This is a genomic window from Streptomyces stelliscabiei (genome assembly GCF_014873495.1).
In the GTDB taxonomy this organism is placed as follows: domain Bacteria; phylum Actinomycetota; class Actinomycetes; order Streptomycetales; family Streptomycetaceae; genus Streptomyces; species Streptomyces bottropensis.
On the sequence record NZ_JADBGF010000001.1, the window covers coordinates 9,420,285 to 9,436,561 of the forward strand.

Annotated in this window: 14 protein-coding genes; 5 read left to right on the top strand and 9 right to left on the bottom strand. The window is 73.3% G+C overall.

The window, feature by feature from the left end; all coding sequences use genetic code 11:
- Window positions 1-44: 44 nt before the first annotated feature.
- The 3 genes from H4687_RS41105 to H4687_RS41115 form a co-directional block, all read right to left on the bottom strand.
- Window positions 45-1,424, bottom strand: coding sequence for a S1 family peptidase (locus H4687_RS41105; RefSeq protein ID WP_046918684.1), 1,380 nt, complete (start codon window positions 1,422-1,424; stop codon window positions 45-47).
- A 100-nt stretch (window positions 1,425-1,524) separates the two neighbouring features.
- Entirely contained in the window at window positions 1,525-2,058 is a 534-nt protein-coding gene (locus tag H4687_RS47010) for a GNAT family N-acetyltransferase (RefSeq protein ID WP_233443488.1), read from the bottom strand.
- Window positions 2,055-2,894 (bottom strand): SAM-dependent methyltransferase, encoded by an 840-nt coding sequence (locus H4687_RS41115; protein WP_046918685.1) that lies wholly within the window; start codon window positions 2,892-2,894, stop codon window positions 2,055-2,057. The genes H4687_RS47010 and H4687_RS41115 overlap by 4 nt, the downstream gene beginning before the upstream one ends.
- A 288-nt stretch (window positions 2,895-3,182) precedes the next feature.
- Between H4687_RS41115 and H4687_RS41120 the strand changes: the two genes are divergently transcribed.
- Together H4687_RS41120 and H4687_RS41125 are read left to right on the top strand one after the other, a co-directional pair.
- Window positions 3,183-3,818: an HAD family acid phosphatase gene (locus tag H4687_RS41120; RefSeq protein ID WP_046918686.1), complete on the top strand. Its 636-nt coding sequence runs from the start codon at window positions 3,183-3,185 to the stop codon at window positions 3,816-3,818.
- Between the two features lie 94 nt (window positions 3,819-3,912).
- The gene (locus H4687_RS41125) at window positions 3,913-4,302 is read left to right on the top strand and encodes a PPOX class F420-dependent oxidoreductase (protein WP_046918687.1); all 390 of its coding nucleotides are present in this window, start codon (window positions 3,913-3,915) and stop codon (window positions 4,300-4,302) included.
- A gap of 43 nt (window positions 4,303-4,345) precedes the next feature.
- Here the strand turns inward: H4687_RS41125 and H4687_RS41130 are convergent, their stop codons facing one another.
- The 4 genes from H4687_RS41130 to H4687_RS41145 form a co-directional block, all read right to left on the bottom strand.
- Complete coding sequence (locus H4687_RS41130) at window positions 4,346-5,047, bottom strand: response regulator (RefSeq protein WP_046918688.1); 702 nt, start codon at window positions 5,045-5,047, stop codon at window positions 4,346-4,348.
- An 81-nt stretch (window positions 5,048-5,128) separates the two neighbouring features.
- Window positions 5,129-7,132, bottom strand: coding sequence for an FtsX-like permease family protein (locus H4687_RS41135; protein WP_046918689.1), 2,004 nt, complete (start codon window positions 7,130-7,132; stop codon window positions 5,129-5,131).
- A 118-nt stretch (window positions 7,133-7,250) separates the two neighbouring features.
- Window positions 7,251-7,934: an ABC transporter ATP-binding protein gene (locus tag H4687_RS41140; RefSeq protein WP_046918690.1), complete on the bottom strand. Its 684-nt coding sequence runs from the start codon at window positions 7,932-7,934 to the stop codon at window positions 7,251-7,253.
- A 35-nt stretch (window positions 7,935-7,969) separates the two neighbouring features.
- Window positions 7,970-8,338 (bottom strand): hypothetical protein, encoded by a 369-nt coding sequence (locus H4687_RS41145; RefSeq protein ID WP_046918691.1) that lies wholly within the window; start codon window positions 8,336-8,338, stop codon window positions 7,970-7,972.
- A gap of 163 nt (window positions 8,339-8,501) precedes the next feature.
- On the opposite strand from H4687_RS41145, the gene H4687_RS41150 reads away from it, so the two are divergent.
- The 3 genes from H4687_RS41150 (at window position 8,502) to H4687_RS41160 (ending at window position 13,105) form a co-directional block, all read left to right on the top strand.
- The gene (locus H4687_RS41150; RefSeq protein ID WP_050398735.1) at window positions 8,502-9,746 is read left to right on the top strand and encodes a sensor histidine kinase; all 1,245 of its coding nucleotides are present in this window, start codon (window positions 8,502-8,504) and stop codon (window positions 9,744-9,746) included.
- A 76-nt stretch (window positions 9,747-9,822) separates the two neighbouring features.
- Window positions 9,823-10,623, top strand: coding sequence for a peptidoglycan-binding protein (locus tag H4687_RS41155; RefSeq protein ID WP_050398638.1), 801 nt, complete (start codon window positions 9,823-9,825; stop codon window positions 10,621-10,623).
- Between the two features lie 91 nt (window positions 10,624-10,714).
- A complete protein-coding gene (locus tag H4687_RS41160; RefSeq protein WP_046918584.1) occupies window positions 10,715-13,105 on the top strand; it encodes a SpoIIE family protein phosphatase in 2,391 nt (796 codons plus the stop codon).
- 51 nt (window positions 13,106-13,156) lie between these two features.
- Here the strand turns inward: H4687_RS41160 and H4687_RS41165 are convergent, their stop codons facing one another.
- A complete protein-coding gene (locus H4687_RS41165) occupies window positions 13,157-15,061 on the bottom strand; it encodes a phosphatase PAP2 family protein (protein WP_046918583.1) in 1,905 nt (634 codons plus the stop codon).
- A gap of 96 nt (window positions 15,062-15,157) precedes the next feature.
- Window positions 15,158-16,072, bottom strand: a complete 915-nt coding sequence (locus tag H4687_RS41170; protein WP_046918582.1) for a BadF/BadG/BcrA/BcrD ATPase family protein — start codon at window positions 16,070-16,072, stop codon at window positions 15,158-15,160.
- Window positions 16,073-16,277 lie beyond the last annotated feature (205 nt).

Genomic DNA, 16,277 nt, shown 5'->3' on the forward strand with positions numbered 1-16,277 from the left:
CCTCGCGGGGGCGCGGATCACCGGGGGGCGTCGGCTTCTGGGCCCTACCTCCAACTCCCCGAGTACTGGCGGCGGTACGCCTGCCGGTCCTGTTCCGTGCGGATGAAGCGGGTGGCCGCCAGGGCGACCATGCTGCCGGCGACGACCAGCAGGCCGGGCCCGACGTTGCGCGGGTCGACGAGGCGGTCCAGGAGGTCGGAGGCCGCGCCGATGGAGTCGACGGGCTCCACGGACCCCGGCTCGGCCCCACCGGGAGCGGCGGCACCCTGAGGGTCGTCGCCGGAGGAGCCGTCGGCCGCCGCGGTCGGCTGGGCGGCGGACTGGGGCAGACCGGTCAGCCGCACGCCGAGGTCGTCGAGCGCGTCGGACAGCGGCTGGAAGAACGTCGTACCGCCCTCCTTGCAGTCGCCGTTGCCGCCCGAGGTCACCCCCAGGGCCACCCCCTCCGAGAACAGCGGGCCACCGCTGTCGCCCGGCTCGGCGCAGACCGTGGTCTCGATGAGACCGCTGACGGTGCCCTCGGGGTAGTTGACCGTGGCGTCGAGGCCGGTCACCTCGCCGTTGCGGAAGCCGCTGGTGCTGCCGCTGCGGAAGACCCGCTGGCCGACCGCCGCCTCACCGACGGAGGTGATGCGCACCCCGCGCCCGTCACCGACCGAGACGATGTTGGTCTTGTTGCTCGGCGCGTCCTGGAGGTACTGGACGAGGGAGTAGTCGGACCCGGGGAAGTTGGTCTCGGTCGTCCGGCCGATCTCCTGCCGGCCCTCGTTGTCCGAGAACCAGACCGAACCGGCCGGACCGCAGTGCCCGGCGGTGAGCATGAAGTCCCTGTCGCCGTCGGTCACGTTGAAGCCGATCGAGCAGCGCCCGCCCGTGCCGAAGATGGGCTGGGCACCGTTCAGGCGCATCGTGTACGTGCCCTCGACGCGCTCCATCCGCACGGACCCGCCGATGGTCTCGGCGAGATCGGTCAGGCTCGACCAGTCCTTCTTGGACACGGTGCTGTCGGCGCGCACCACGACCTCGTTGGAGGCGGGGTCGACGGCCCAGGAGGTGCCCGCCACCCGGGGCGCGGAGCGCAGCGTCCTCGCGGCGGACCGCAGGTCCTCGCCGCTGAACTCGACCATCTTGGGACGGGCGCCCGCCCGCTCGACCTCGGCGGCGGCCTTGTCGTCGGTGACCGCGACGACCGGCTTGCCGTCGTCGGCGATCCAGGTGCCGGCCGTGCGCTCGGAGCCCAGCTCGCGCACCAGGCCGTTCCCGGTGCCAGAGGCGGCCAGCACCGCACTTCGGGTCGCTGGCGGGGAGGTGGTGGGTTCGGTCGCCATCGCCGCCTGCGTGACCATCAGGGCTCCGCAGATCAGTCCACCGGCGGCCGTCAGCCGCGCCACCCGCTTCACGACTCGTCGTCGTGCGTGCCTCATCGCCTGGCTCTCCCGAACCCCGTCCGACACGGTGTCAACACCGCCAGGGCGTCCGGTCCTTGAGCGCCCTCCTCTTCTACGTGCGGGGGTCGGCACATGTTCACCGGTCCGCGTCGACGTATCCCAGCGTCCGGTTCATGGCGATCGCGCGCGCGTTGGCCGGGTGGTGCACCGTACGGACGGTGCTCACACCGCAGATCCCGGCGAAGCCGATGCCGAAGGTCTTCATGGCCACGGAGATGCCCCGGCCCCGGTGGGGGGCGCGCACCCCGGTCATCTCGTTGAACACGAACCCGGACCGTCGTCGGTCCGAGGTGGCCGCCATGCCGATCCACCGGTCGCCGTCGAGGGAGTCGAGGGCGAGGACGACCCCGCGCGGATCGTAGGCGGGCACCTCGAAGCGGAGCCGGTGGTACTCGTCGTACGCGAAGAAGGGGCCGCGCCCCGGGATGTCCGCCGAGCACTCCTTGTTGAGTTCATACAGCGCCCGGCGGTGCCGTGGAGTGTCGCCGAGTTCGGAGAGGGTCGTCAGCCGGATGCCGGAGGTGCGGCACCTGTCGACGTACGGCTGGAAACGTGCCAGGTCGAAGCCGGTGACGTCCAGTTGGAGCCGGACCATGTCCGTCCCCGTCACGGCTTGCCTCCCACGCCGCAGTACATGGGCACGACCGCGGGTTCCCCACAACCGGGATCGCCGGGGGCCTCCGGTCGCCAGCGTGTGCACGAGACGATGCCGGGCTCCAGCAGGTCGAGTCCGTCGAAGAACCGGGCGATCTTCTCCGGGGTGCGCTGGGTCAGCGGCGGGATGCCGTGCTCGTTCCACCAGGCGGCCGCGATGTCCACGTCGGGCCACTCCGGGCTGGTGATGGTGTGGGAGAGCACCAGGTGACTGCCGGAAGGCAGGGCCTGCAGCAGGTGACGCACGATGCCGTACGGGTCCTCGTCGTCGCGGATGAAGGCCAGCACGTCGAGCAGCAGCAGCGCGACCGGCCGGGTCAGGTCCAGGGTGCGGGCCGCGTGGGCGAGGACCGAGTCGACGTTGCGCAGGTCCTCGTCGACGTGGTCCGTGCGGCCTTCGGGAGCGCTCGTCAGCAGGGCGCGCGCGTGCACCAGGACCAGCGGGTCGTTGTCGACGTAGACGATCCGGGAGTCCGGCGCGATGTGCTGGGCGACCTCGTGGGTGTTCTCCGCGGTCGGCAGCCCGGCGCCGATGTCCAGGAACTGCCGGATGCCCACCTCGGCGGCCAGATGACGGACCGCCCGCCCCAGGAACTGCCGGTCCGCGCGGGCGTAGTCGCCGATGCTCGGATACAGCCGGCGTATCTCGTCCCCGGCCTTGCGGTCGACCTCGTAGTAGTCGCCGCCGCCGAGCCAGTAGTTCCAGATCCGTGCCGCGGCGGGCCGCGTGGTGACGATGCGGCGGTTCAGCGAGGAAGAGGGGAAGTCCGGGGCTGCCGGGTTGTCCGTCACGGAGTCGACTCCTGGATCTTCTGTGAAGGTGCTTCTCCAACCGGCAATGTAGACCTGTCGGTTGGCCTTTGCCGAGACTTCGGCGATCTTCTCGGCGGCCGGACCGGACGGGTTCCGCCCGGCGCCGCCCGGCCTCGCGCGAGGGCCGCGGAACAAGGGTCGTCGCGACCCCTCTACTTATCAGTAACTCTTAGGTAGTCTCCCGGCCACCAATGGGCATGACCATGACCAGCGCGGCGGGGGTTTTCATCGACCTCGCCGCTCTGACATGAGAAAAAGGGGACGAAGATGACAGGAAGCGGTGTGGGACGCCGCATCACCACGGTCGCCGCGGTGGCCGTACTGGGTCTGGGCGGTTCGGTGGCGGCGGCGGTGCCGGCGGTCGCGGCGCAGAGCGGGACCGAGGCCGGCGCGGCGACGGCCGCCGAGGTGCCCTACGCGACCTGGCAGACGGACGTGAAGGCCGTCGTCGACACGGCCACGCCCTACGTACAGCAGCGCACCGCCAACTCCTCGGGGCAGAAGCTCGCCATCGTCTTCGACATCGACAACACGACGCTGGAGACGCACTACACGCCCTGGTACCAGCTGCCGACCCCGGCGCTGAAGCCCTCCCTGGCACTGGCCACGTACGCCAAGTCCCGCGGGGTCGCCGTCTTCTTCGTCACCGCCCGGCCCGGCATCATCGAGAGCGTCACCAAGTGGAACCTGAAGAACGTCGGTTACCCGGTCGACGGTCTCTACGTCCGTGACCTGCCCGATCTGTTCGCCGAGGTCTCCGCGTACAAGACCGCCTCGCGCGCGGACATCGAGTCCGACGGCTACACGATCATCGCCAACGTCGGCAACAACACCACCGACCTCGTCGGCGGCCACGCGGAGCGGACGTACAAGCTGCCCGACTACGACGGGCTGCTCGACTGACCCCGCCCCGCCGTTCGTTCCTGGGCACGGCCGCCGCCGGTTCCCGCCGGCGGCCGTACGCCTGTGCCCCTCAGGAGGGCTCTAGACTCGCGCCATGGCCGACGACACCTCGCTCGACGCGCTAGGCGCGGGCAAGTACCTGCTGCTCACCACCTACCGCAAGAACGGCACCACCGTCCCCACACCGGTGTGGGTGGTGCGGGACGGGGACGCGCTCGGTGTCTGGACGGTCGCGGACTCCTGGAAGGTCAAGCGCGTCCGCAACCGCGCCGACGTCCTGGTCGGCCCCTGCGACGTGCGCGGCAACCCCACCGGCGGCACCGTGCCCGCGCGCGCCGAGATCCTGGACGCGGCCGGCTCCGCCGCCTACCGCGGGCTCATCGCCCGCAAGTACGGCGTACTCGGCCGCCTCACCCTGCTGGGCAGCCGGCTCCGCCGGGGTGCCGAGGGCACGGTCGGCATCCGCGTCACCCTCACCACGTAGGTCTCCTGGGCCGCTGCGAACTCATCGAGGGCCCGGGCGGACGTCACCCACGGTCGCCCGCGTGCCCCGTCCGCCACGCCCACGCCGCGATCTCCACCCGGTTCCGGGCGGCGAGCTTCAGCTGGATGCTGCCGAGGTGGGTCTTGACCGTGGAGAGGGAGACGAACATCGAGGCGGCGATCTCGGCGTTGGTGTGCCCCAGCGCGACCAGGCGCACGACGTCCAGCTCCCGGTCGGTCAACGGCTCCCGCGCGGGCGGGGTCCCGGGGCCGGGCGCGGCGCCCTGCTCCGCTGTCGCCGTCCTCTCCGTCGTGACGTGCTCGAGCAGCCGGACCGTCACTGACGGCGACACCAGCGCGTCACCCACCGCCGCCGCCCGGACGGCCTCGGCCAGCAGGGTCGGCCCGGAGTCCTTCAGCAGGAAGCCGCAGGCGCCGCCGCGCAACGCCCCGTAGACGTACTCGTCGAGGTCGAACGTCGTCACCACGACCACCCGCAGCGGATCGGCGACACCCGGACCGGCCAGCAGCCGGGTCGCCTCCAGCCCGTCCAGCCTCGGCATACGGATGTCCAGCAGACACACGTCGGGCCGCAGCTCACGGGCCAGCCGCACGGCCGTCTCCCCGTCGGCGGCCTCGGCGACCACGGTGATGTCCGGCTGCGCGTCGAGGAAGAAGCGGAAGCCGGTGCGGACCATGTCCTGGTCGTCGGCGATCAGGACCCGGATCGGGCTGCGGTCGTTCATGGGCGCATCATGCCTGAGCGGTGAAGGAGACCTGGCGGGGGGAGCGGGGAGCGGGACGGCCCGATGGGGTGACGCGGGGTGTCAGTCGGGGTCCTGGGCCCGTTCCGCCGTGACCTTCCGCAGCAGCGGCCTGCTCCCGGCGAGTGCCGCGAACATGGTGAGCGTGCCGAGGGCGACACAGAGGGCGAGACGCACGGCTCCCGACGCGTCCGGCTCCATGTGGAACATCTCGTCGACCTTCAGTCCGGCGTAGATCCCGGTCGCCGTCGTACCACCGGCGAGGACCACCAGGGGCAGCGCGGTCTCGCGCGTCCGGGCCCGGTCCAGGACCTTCAGCGGCGCACCGGCCAGCCGCAGCAGGCCGTAGACCCGGCGCCGGTCGAGCACCGTGGCCGCCGCGGTGAGTCCGGCGGAGGCGGCGGCCACCAGGAACCCCAGGGCCAGGACCGCGAGCCCCACCCGGCCGATGAGCCGGGTCGCCGTGTCCCCCTCGGCGTTGACGTAGTCCTGGGTGAACGGAAGGTTCCCGGGGGAGAGGGCGGACAGCGCGGTCGAGGCGGTGTCCCGTTGCTCCTGACCGCCGCGCACGTGGACCACGACGCCCTTGTCGCCTCCCAGCAGCCCGTCCCACGTGTCCGGGGCCGGCGTCTCCACCCGCGCCCGCACCTTGGCGTCCGCGAGCAACTCCCGTGCCCGTACGGCGAGTTCGCGCGGGTTCCCGTGCTCCGCGCGGACGGCCACCTGCCCCGGAAAGTCGTACCCCACGAGACCGACCTGACCGACGGTGAAGAACCCGGCGACGAGACCCGCCAGGACCAGACCGCTGACCGTGCGCCAGGCACCGCGGGGATCGTCACTGAGCCGGCGCGCGGCCAGCAGCGTGGCCGGGCGGCGCGCGAAGCGGCTCATCAGCCGCCCCAGCATGTCGACGACCCAGGGGCCGAGGGTCCAGAAGGCCCCGTACACCAGGACCACCAGCGCCAGCGTCCGGCCGGTGCTCAGCCCGCCGCCGTGGGCGCTCACCGCCACGTACAGCCCGACGGCGACGAACAGCACCAGCCGGATCAGCTTCGTCCGGCGCGGATCGGCCTGCTGGGCGACGCCCAGCGGGGAGCGGGCCACCCCGCGCAGCGTCGTCATGGCGCTGACGGCCGTGAGCACGGCCACGAGCCCCACCACCGCGAGCAGCAGGGGCAGGCCGACCCACAGCTGTCCGGTGTACCAGGTGCCGATGCCGTACGGCACCCGCGCGAGGACCGGCAGCAGCAGGGTGTACGCGAGAGCGCCGAGGACACCGCCGGCCAGGCCCACCGCCGCCGACTCGGCGCCGGTCATCGCCAGGATCTGCCGAGGCGTCGCGCCGGCCAGGCGCAGCGCCGCGAGCCGCTGCTCCCGGCGGGCGGCGCCGAGACGTCCGGCGGCCGAGGCCAGCACGATCACGGGGACGACGAGAAGGGCGCCGCCGAGCACGGAGGCCTGCTGGTCGAAGGCGGTGAACAGGCTGGGCCGGGTGCCGTCGAAGCCGTCCACGCGGGCGCGGGAGGAGAGGGTGTCGAAGTCGCCGCCCTCCGCTGCCCGGGTGATCGCGGGGTCGGTGGGAGCGCGGCCCACGACCACGACGAGTTCCTCGGGGGAGGCGAGTCCGGCCTCGCCGATGGTGCCGTGGCCCGCCCCTGTGGGGAAGCGGTCCGCGAGTTGCCCGGCGGGCAGCTCGCGCATCAGCTTCGCCAGGGCGGGGGACAGGTAGGTGCGGCCGACGGCGGGGAACCGGTCCAGGCCGGGCGGTGCGGGGGTCCGGGGCCGGTGCGGGAGCTGGGCCAGGGAGACGAAAGTGACGGGCTGGTGGCCGACGTAGGTCGTGCCCAGTGTCTGGACGGCGGTGGCCTGGCGCGCCGGTACGGCGTCCGGGGTGCGCCAGGCCGTGCGGTCGGCCCGGGCGCCGGCGCCCAGGTAGGCGGCGAGGAGGGTCAGCAGGACGAGCGCTCCGGTCGCCGCCGCGGCGGCGGAGAGGAGGTGGCTCTGCAGACCGCGCCTGCCGGAGGAGCGGGTCAGGTGCCAGGTGAGGGGCAGGACGGGGGAGCGCATGTTCTGTTCTCCGGTGAGTGGTGTGCCCGCGAGCTGGGCGGGATCGATCGGAGGGTGGACGTGGCGCGTGCGCGGCCGGTCGCGCGGTTTTCCGCGTCCCCGTGTGTTCCGGTGGCGCTCACGCCACCGTGTACTGGCTGTAGCCGCACACCCGGCCGTCCCGCACCTGCAGGACACGGTCGCAGTGGGCGGCCACCTCCGCGTCGTGGGTGACCATGACCAGACAGGCGCCCTGTTCGCGGGTGACCGAGGTGAGGAGGCGGATGACCTCCTCGCCGGTGGACTGGTCGAGGGCGCCGGTGGGCTCGTCGGCGAAGACCACGTCGGGTTCCGCGGCGAGGGCGCGGGCGATGGCGACCCGCTGGGCCTGACCGCCGGAGAGCTGGCCGGGGCGGCGGTGCTCCAGGCCCGCGAGGCCCAGCGGGGCGAACCACCTGCGGGCCTGCCGCACGGCCTGGCGGCGGGGTACGCCCTCCAGCATCAGGGGCAGGGCGACGTTCTCCTCGGCGGGCAGTTCGGGCAGCAACTGGCCGAACTGGAAGACGAATCCGAACCGCTTGCGGCGCAGCGCGCTGAGCTTGTTCTCCCCCCAGTGGTCGATGCGTTCACCGCGCAGCAGCACCTGGCCGTCGTCGGGACGGACGATCCCGGCGAGAGTGTGCAGGAGGGTCGACTTGCCGGAGCCGGACGGGCCCATGATGGCGAGGGACTGGCGCTCGGCGACCGCCACGTCCACCCCGGCCAGGGCGGTGGTGGGGCCGTACTTCTTGATGAGGCCGTTGCCGGCCAGGACGGTGTTCATGAGGTGCGGTACGGCCCTTCTCTGCTTGCGCTTGTCTACTTGCGCTCGAACTTCCAGGTGACGCTGGAGGCGTCGGCCTTGACGACGGTGACCGGGATGGCGAGGTCCTTGCCGTCGCCGTCCTTCGCGGTGCAGGTCACCCGGGTGCCGGCCACCGCCTTCAGGTCGGGGCACTCCAGGCCGGAGGTCTCGCCCCCGATCCAGGGCAGCGGGCTGTACTTGGACTCGGTGCGCCCGGCGACGATGTCTCCCTTGAGCGCCTTGTGCCCGTCCACGGTCACACTGGTGAACCGGTCGAGTCCGGTGGTGGACTGCGTACCGCTCATCGCGTAGGTGAGGGCTCCGCCGCCGACGGCCACCGCCGCCACGGCGGCGCCGGTGACGGCGAGGGGATTGCGTGTCATGAGGTGCTCCCGGTGGGAAGGGGTGGGGTTGCGGCACCCAACCTCTCCCGGCGGCGGTGGTGTCCGCCTCGGCCGAACGGCCAGGCTTCCCGGCCCGCCGACCAACGCCCGCTCAGCCGTTCGGCCGATCCGGCTGCCGCCCGGGCTGCCTACTGTGATGGGCGTGAACCTCCTCCTCGACACCAAGGAAGCCATGGGCGACGGCACCGGACGCCCGGCCCGGCCCGGCCGGCCGGGCTGTGTCACCGTCGGCGGCGTCGTGGCCCTGCTCCTGGCCTGTGTCTCGGACTTCCTCATCCTGTCGCTGGAGGACACCGACTGTCTGTGGCCGCACCTGTCCGCCGTGGCCGTGGGCCTCGCCGCGCTGCTGTGGCCCGCGCGCCGCCGGCCCGCCTGGCTGACCCCGCAGGTGCGCACCGGCGTACCCGCCCTCGCCGCCGCGGCGAACGTGGTGACCCTCCTCGTGGCGCAACGCACCGGCGCCTTCGGCCCGGGACAGGCCGCCGTGCTGCTGTGTCTGATGGTGATCGCCATCCGCACCTGCCCGCCCGGCTGGGCGCTCGCCTGCGGACTCCTCGACGGTCTCGTCCTGCTCGTGCTTCCGCTGCCGTACTACGTCGTCGAGCCGGACGCCGGCCTCATCGGCGTCGCCATGGTCCTGTTGCTCATCGGCGGGAGCGCGGCCGCCGTGGCCGCCTACCTGCGCACCCTGGACAACCGCCGGGCCCGTGTCGTCACCGAGACCCGCCGGGCGGAGCGCCTCGCCATGGCCACCGACCTGCACGACTTCGTCGCCCACCACGTCACCGGGATCCTGGTGCAGACACAGGTCGCGCGGATGATGGCCGACACCGAACCCGAGCGCCTGGACCCCGTCCTCGCCGGTATCGAGCGGGCCGCGACCGAGGCGCTGGCCTCGATGCGCCGCACGGTCGGCGTCCTGCGCGACCACGAGGAGGAGAGAGGCACCGCCGACCGGCGCCCGGTCGGGGATCTGGCCGGTATCGACGAGCTGGTGCGCGGCTTCGACGGCGTCGGCGGGGCCGACGGACGCGCGGCCCTGCGTCACGACCCCGCCGTCCCCGCCGACCTGCCGCACGAGGTGCAGGCCGCCGCCTTCCGCGTGGTGCAGGAGGCCCTGACGAACGTCCGCCGTCATGCCGCCGACGCCACCGAGGTCACCGTCGACCTCCGTTACGCCCACGGTGACCTGGAGGTCGCGGTGCGCGACGACGGGCGCGGCGGTGCCCGGCTGCCGGAGGCGGCCCGGGGCGGCGGCTTCGGTCTCGTCGGTCTCACCGAACGGGTGACCGCGCTCGGCGGCCGGATCACGGCCCGGCCGCGCGAGGACGGGCCCGGCTGGGAGACCGTCGCCGTGCTCCCGGCCGCCCCGGTGACGGCCGGGTGAGCTGAACCTCCCGGCCCGGCTTCCCGTATCTCCTCTCGGGGATGGCGGGAGACCGCGTGCACGGAAGGAGAACAGCGTGTCGAAACCGCCCGAACCGGGCCGGACGACGAAGCGTCCCACGATCGAGCCGACCTATGTCATGCGCCGACGCCGGACCGAGGCCCTGGCCGAGTTGCTGCGGGAGTTCGAGCAGTACAAGGGGGCGGCCCCCGCGCCCGACGAGTACGAGACCGTCGCCGTACCGCCGGCCCCCGAGCCGACGCCCGCTCCGGCGCCACCGCCCGAGCCCGCACCGCGGGCGCGGCCCGCCGCCGAGCGGATCCTGCCCCGGGTGGAGTACGAGACCGAGGAACTGCCCCCCGTCATGGTCGGCGAGGACTTCGGCTCCGGCACGGTCCCGCCGCGCGCCGAGCGGCGGCAGCGGCGGCGCGCGGCAGCGGCCGGCGGATCGGGTCTGAAGCGCGCGGCGGTGGTCGTCGGCGTCGGCGCGGCGGCCCTCCTCGGCTTCGGCGCCGCGCTCCTGCTGCCCGGCGGCGACACCGGGAAGGAGGCGCGCACCGTCACCCCGAAACCGACCCCCACGGCCCCCGCCGCCCCGGCACCCGCGACCTCGGCACCCGCCCCGGACGGCGACGTCGACCCGGACGGCGCCGGCACCCTCCGCGAGGGCGACAGCGGCCCCCAGGTCTCCGAACTCCAGCAGCGGCTGCTCCGTATCCCCGACGTGTACGCCAACGGCTCCACCTCGGGCCGGTACGACGACGCACTGACCGAGGCGGTGGCGCGCTTCCAGCTCTGGTACGGCATCCGGGGCGACGAAACGGGCGTCTACGGCAACGACACCCGCCGGGACCTGGAGTCCCGTACCGCTCTCTAGCCCCGTGCGACCCCGTGGCGGGGCCGCACACCCGGTACGTCGCGGGCGGATCCGGGTTGTTGCCCCGCCTCGGACGGACCATCCTGGCCATATGGTGACGAAGGGGTCCGGCGCGTCGCGGGCTGCCACGGCCGGTGAGGCGATGGCGGTGGTCGACGCGCACGGCCTCGTCGTGGGCTGGAGCGAAGGGGCCCGGCGGCTCACGGGGTACACCGCCGGGGACGTGACCGGGAAGCCGGCGGCGGACCTCGTCGACGGGGACGCGGCGGCGGTCCGGCGGACGCTGCTGGCACACCGCGACGCGGTGGTGGACCTGCGCTACCGGGACGGGCGGCTGCAGAAGGTGGCGCTGCGGATCTGCCCCCTGTGGGGCGGGGAGGGCGAGCAGCGGCGGTTCGTCATCCAGGCCGCGCCCGAGCGGACCGAGCGCGGACTCGGCGAGCTGGCCTTCGCCCAGGCCTCGATGTCCATGTCCGTCTTCGACACCGGGCAGCGCTATCTGCGGATGAACGACTGGGCGTGCCAGGTCATGGGCCAGCCGGAGGAGGAGTTCCGGCACCAGTACTTCCCCGACACCGTGGAGGACGCCGAGCACAGCCAGGGCTTCCTGCGCCACCTGGAGATCGTGGTGGAGACCGGGCGGCCGGTCCGCTACGAGAGCTGGACCCGTTCGCCCTCCGGCCGGCGCATGCACGCCTGGACCTCCGAGATGTGGCCGGTCCGGGACGACTCCGGCCGGCTGATCGGCACCGCGCTCGCCGCGTTCGACAGCAGCGAGCAGTTCGCGGCCCGCCAGCGCCTCGCCCTGCTCAACGAGGCCGCCGGGTCCATCGGCACCAGGCTCGACGTCGTCCAGACCGCCCGCGAACTCGCCGAGCTGGTCGTGCCCCGGCTCGCCGACTTCGCCAGCGTCGACCTCCTGGAGTCCGTGCTGCGGGGCGAGGAACCCGAGATGAACCCCCTGGACGGCGATGTCCGACTGAGCCGGGCCGCGCACCAATCACCCACGCCCGGTGTCCCGGAGGCGGCGATCCCCCTGGGCTCGGCCGACGTCTATCCCCCCTCCTCGCCGCCCGCCCGCGCCCTGCTCACCGGTGAGCCCGTGCTCACCGGCACCGGTGACGGCTCGCTCGACGAGTGGTTCGCCCGGCACGGCGCCCGCTCCAGCAAGCTCCGGGAGGCCGAGGACAACGTCCTGTCGCTGATGGCCGTGCCGCTGGTCGCGCGGGGCACCACGCTCGGGGTGGCCGTCTTCGTGCGGCTCCTGACCCCCGAACACCCCGACGCCTTCGACATGGAGGACGTTTCGCTCGCACAGGAGCTGTGCAGCCGGGCGGCGGTCTGCGTCGACAACGCCCGCCGCTACACCAAGGAGCGGACGACCGCGCTGGCGCTGCAGCGCAGCCTGCTGCCGAAGACGGTCGCCGGACAGGCGGCCGTGGAGTTCGCCTCCCGTTATCTGCCCGCGCTGTCGCAGGCCGGGGTGGGCGGCGACTGGTTCGACGTGATCCCGCTGTCCGGGACGCGGGTGGCGCTGGTCGTCGGGGACGTCGTCGGGCACGGCATCCACGCCTCCGTCACCATGGGCCGGCTGCGTACCGCCGTGTGGGCGCTCGCCGACGTCGACCTGCCGCCCGACGAACTGCTCACCCACCTCGACGACCTCGTGGAGCACCTGGCCGCCGGTGACGGCACGGGCGAGGGGGAGATCGGCGCGACCTGTCTGTACGCGGTGTACGACCCGGTGGACCGCAGCTGCACGATCGCCTCGGCCGGGCATGTGCCGCCCGTGGTGGTGCGGCCCGACGGCGGCGTGGAGGTCGTGGAGGTGGTGGCGGGACCGATGCTCGGCGTCGGCGGACTCCCGTTCGAGGCGACGGAAATGGCGCTGCCCGAGGGGTCCGTCCTCGCCCTCTACACCGACGGACTGGTCGAGGCCCGCGACCGCGACGTCGACACGGGCACCGCCGCCCTGTGCGCCGCGCTGCAGGGGCCGGTGGGCAGTCTGGAGAGCGCCTGCGACACCGTACTGAAGGCGCTGCTGCCCGAGACCCCGGGCGACGACGTGGCCCTGCTGCTCGCCCGCACCCGCGCACTCGACGCGGAACAGGTGGCCGTGTGGAACCTGACCGACGATCCGGCGCTGGTCGCCAACGCGCGCAAGCTGGCCACCGACCAGCTCACCCGCTGGGGGCTGGAGGAGGCCGTCTTCGTCACCGAACTCGTGGTCAGCGAACTGGTCACCAACGCCATCCGCTACGGCGGCGCCCCCATCCAGCTGCGCCTCATCCGCGACCGCGCCCTCATCTGCGAGGTCTCCGACGCCAGCAGCACCTCGCCCCATCTGCGCCGGGCCCGCAGCTTCGACGAGGGGGGCCGCGGCCTGCTCCTCGTCGCCCAGCTCACCGACCGCTGGGGCAGCCGCCCGAGCGGCGCGGGCAAGACCATCTGGGCCGAGCAGGCCCTGCCGCCGAGCCCGTGAACGGCTGTCGGGGGCGGCTCGCGCCACCCCCGACAGCCGTTCACGGTGGGGTTACTTCTTCCGCAGGTGGACCGACACGCCGTGCGCCGTGAAGACCTGCTCGGCCGTCCAGCCCTCGACGGCCACGGAGACCTCGGCGAACCGGCCCTGCACGGACCGCGCCCCGATGACCGCCACCGTGTCGCCGGAACGCGGCGCCTGCGCGGCGTCGAAGCGGACCACCAGCCTGCTGCCCCGCTCCAGGACCGCGCGCCGGTCCACGTCGAGGGCCGGGCCGGTGCCCCGGTCCAGCGTCACGTCGAGGACACCGGCCTGCGTGTAGTCGCCGCGAACGCGCACCGAGTGCCCGCCGGTGGCCAGCGTGCCGCCCTTCACCCGGACATCACCGCGGCCGAGGGCCTCCTCGGAGCCGGCCGCGAGCACACCGGCCTCCACGACGGTGTCACCCTTGTACCGGTTGGTGCCGGTCAGCGTCAGCGTGCCGCTGCCCCGCTTGACGAGACCGCCCTTGCCGTCGATGTCGTTGCGCCAGGCGTCGGCCGCGGCGAAACCGCCGAGCGCGGCGTCCAGCGTGACGGTGACGTCCGTGTCGAAGGCGCCGTAGCCGTCCGCCGCCGCGAACAGGTTGAGCCGGCCCCACTGCTCCCAGCCGTCCAGCAGGACGTACCCGGAGGGCAGCGCGGTCGTGCGCAGCACCTCGCGCCGCTGCGCCGCGTCGAGGTACGGCAGACGCGTCTCCAGCAGGACCTCGGCGCCCTTCGGCACGGTCATGCCGACGGAGTCACCGCGCCGGCGCAGCACGTACGTCAGCTTCGGCTCGACCAGAGACGCGTTGGCCCCGCGGTCGGCGTACCGGTCGCCCGCGTCGGAGTGCGCGTAGGCGAACAGCGTGTCGGCGGTGGTGCCGGTCCTCGCCTGGAAGTACTCGGCGGCCTGCTTGCGCGCGGCGGCCTTGAGCGCGGTGTTCTCCGGCTTGTGCAGCACGGCGGCGGCCAGCGCGGTGGCCATGATCCGGCCGCCCATGACGTCGACCGTGGAGTGCATGCCGGACATGATCCGGGTGTGGCTCAGCTCGAAGGCACGGGTGATGATCTCCTGGAAGCGCTCCGGGACCGCGTAGGCGTACGCCAGGGCCGCCAGGTGGAAGGCGTTGGTGTGGCCGCTGGGGAAACCGCCGTCCTCGGCCGGGACCTCACTGCGCTGCCGCAGCAGCTGCGTCACGACGACGACGTCGGAGTCGTAGACCGGGAACCCGAGGGCGTCCTTCTCGCCGGTGTCGACGACCTCGCTGTCCTCGTTCATCCGCCACGGCCGCGGGTACTGGAAGGTGAACTTGGCCGGGTTGCTGGAGGTGAAGTCGCCGCGCACGGTGTCGACGAGCTTGGCCACCAGGCCGAGGTCCGAGTCGTACGAGCCGGCGCCCAGCGCGGAGCCGGCGGGCGCGCCGGCGGGGATCGCGTCGTTGATCTTGGTCGCGGGGATGCCGTCGGGGGCGGCGGTGATCGAGGTGACCGCCTTGGCGCCGGTGCGGTACAGGTCGGCCAGCGGGCCGAGTCCGCCGATCATGGCGTAGCTCTGGTGCTGCCGGTCGTAGACGAACGCCTCGCGGGCCTGGGCCTCGGTGCGGCGGCCGGTCAGACGCGCGCAGTAGCGCATGTTGTCGCGCAGGATCTCCGGCAGCAGCGGGGTGCCCGTGTTCCAGGCGCCGCCCGTCTTCCATATCTCGGCGAAGCCGCCGAGCGCGCGGACCACGGCGTTGGTCTCGGCGCTCTGGTTCGCCGTGGTGTTGGTGGAGTAGTCGTCGACGAACGCGGCGAACGCGGTGGCGGCCTTGGCCTCGGGGGCCTGCCACAGGCTCGTGAGGGTCGGAGCGGCGATCAGGCCGGCCGACACGCCGAGGGAGTTCCTGAGGAAGACACGGCGGTCGAGCGAGTGGTGCCCGGCGGATGACGGCATGGAGCGCCGCTCCTTTCGCGAGGTGGTGATCGGGTGCGGGCTGAGCGTGAGGTTGACGCATGACCGGTCGGTGTCCGGTCGGCGACCGGACGGTGATCAGCGCATGACCGGTCGGAGGAAAGTGCGTGAGAGTGTCAACGCCCCTACGACCGGCGGCACTTGGAGCACGTGCGGTCGCGCGGACGGTACAACGTCGAGCAGTGCTTCGGCGAATGCGGAGTACAGGGCGGGCCTGGCGAGGATCGTCCCGCCGGCCACCACCACGTCGTCCACGGCGACCCCTCGGGCGTCGAGCCGTGCCACGAGCGAGGCGAGTGCGCGGCCCCCGTCGGCGATCACCCGGCGGGCGAGGAGAGAGCCCTCCTCGGCGGCCTCGAACACCACGGGCGCGTGCCGGCCCCAGTCGGCGGACACGTCCGTGGCCGCTTCCAGTGCCCCGCCGAGAGCCGGGACCTCGCTGACCGCGAAGGCGGCCACGAGCCGCTCGGCGAGCGCGTCGGGCGCCTCGCCCCGGTCGTGCGCCGCCCAGACGGCACGGGCGGCCTCCCGGACGAGACCGGCGGCGCCGCCCTCGTCGCCGAGGACGGCCCCCCAGCCGCCGACCTGCACGGGCCTGCCGTCGGCGGCCCGGCCGACGGCCACCGACCCGGTGCCCGCGACCAGCCCCACCCCGCGCTCGAAACCGGCGGCGGGGGCCAGCAGCTCGGCGTCGCCCACCACCAGGCACGGCACCTGAAGCCGTTCCTGGAGGGCGAGACGTATCCCTTCGCACTGCCGGGGCGTCTCGCAGGCGTGCGCGCCGACGGCCACGGCGGACGGGAGGGTGCGCGCGGGCAGCGCCTCCTCGACCAGCGTGGCCAGCCAAGCGGTCGCGGCCGCCGGGTCGTGCGGCCGCCAGCCGCGGCTCGTACGGACGTGGTCGGCGACGGTGTCCGTCCCCGTGACAGCACGGAGATGGGTCTTGGTGCCGCCCACGTCGATACCGACCGCGACCGGCCCGGAGTCCTGCACGGAGGCTCCTCCTTCGTCGTTGCGTTGCGATGGCGCAGCGACGGCTGGGCGAAACCGTGCCTGGACACACAGGGGCTGTGGGGTGCTGTGGGGTGCTAGGGAAGCCCCGGGACGGGCCTCTGGCGGCGCGGCAGGCGAGTACCGCTTGACTTCGTTAGGAAATTAACTAACGAATAAGGGTGCGTCAAGGGTTCGGACCCGGATA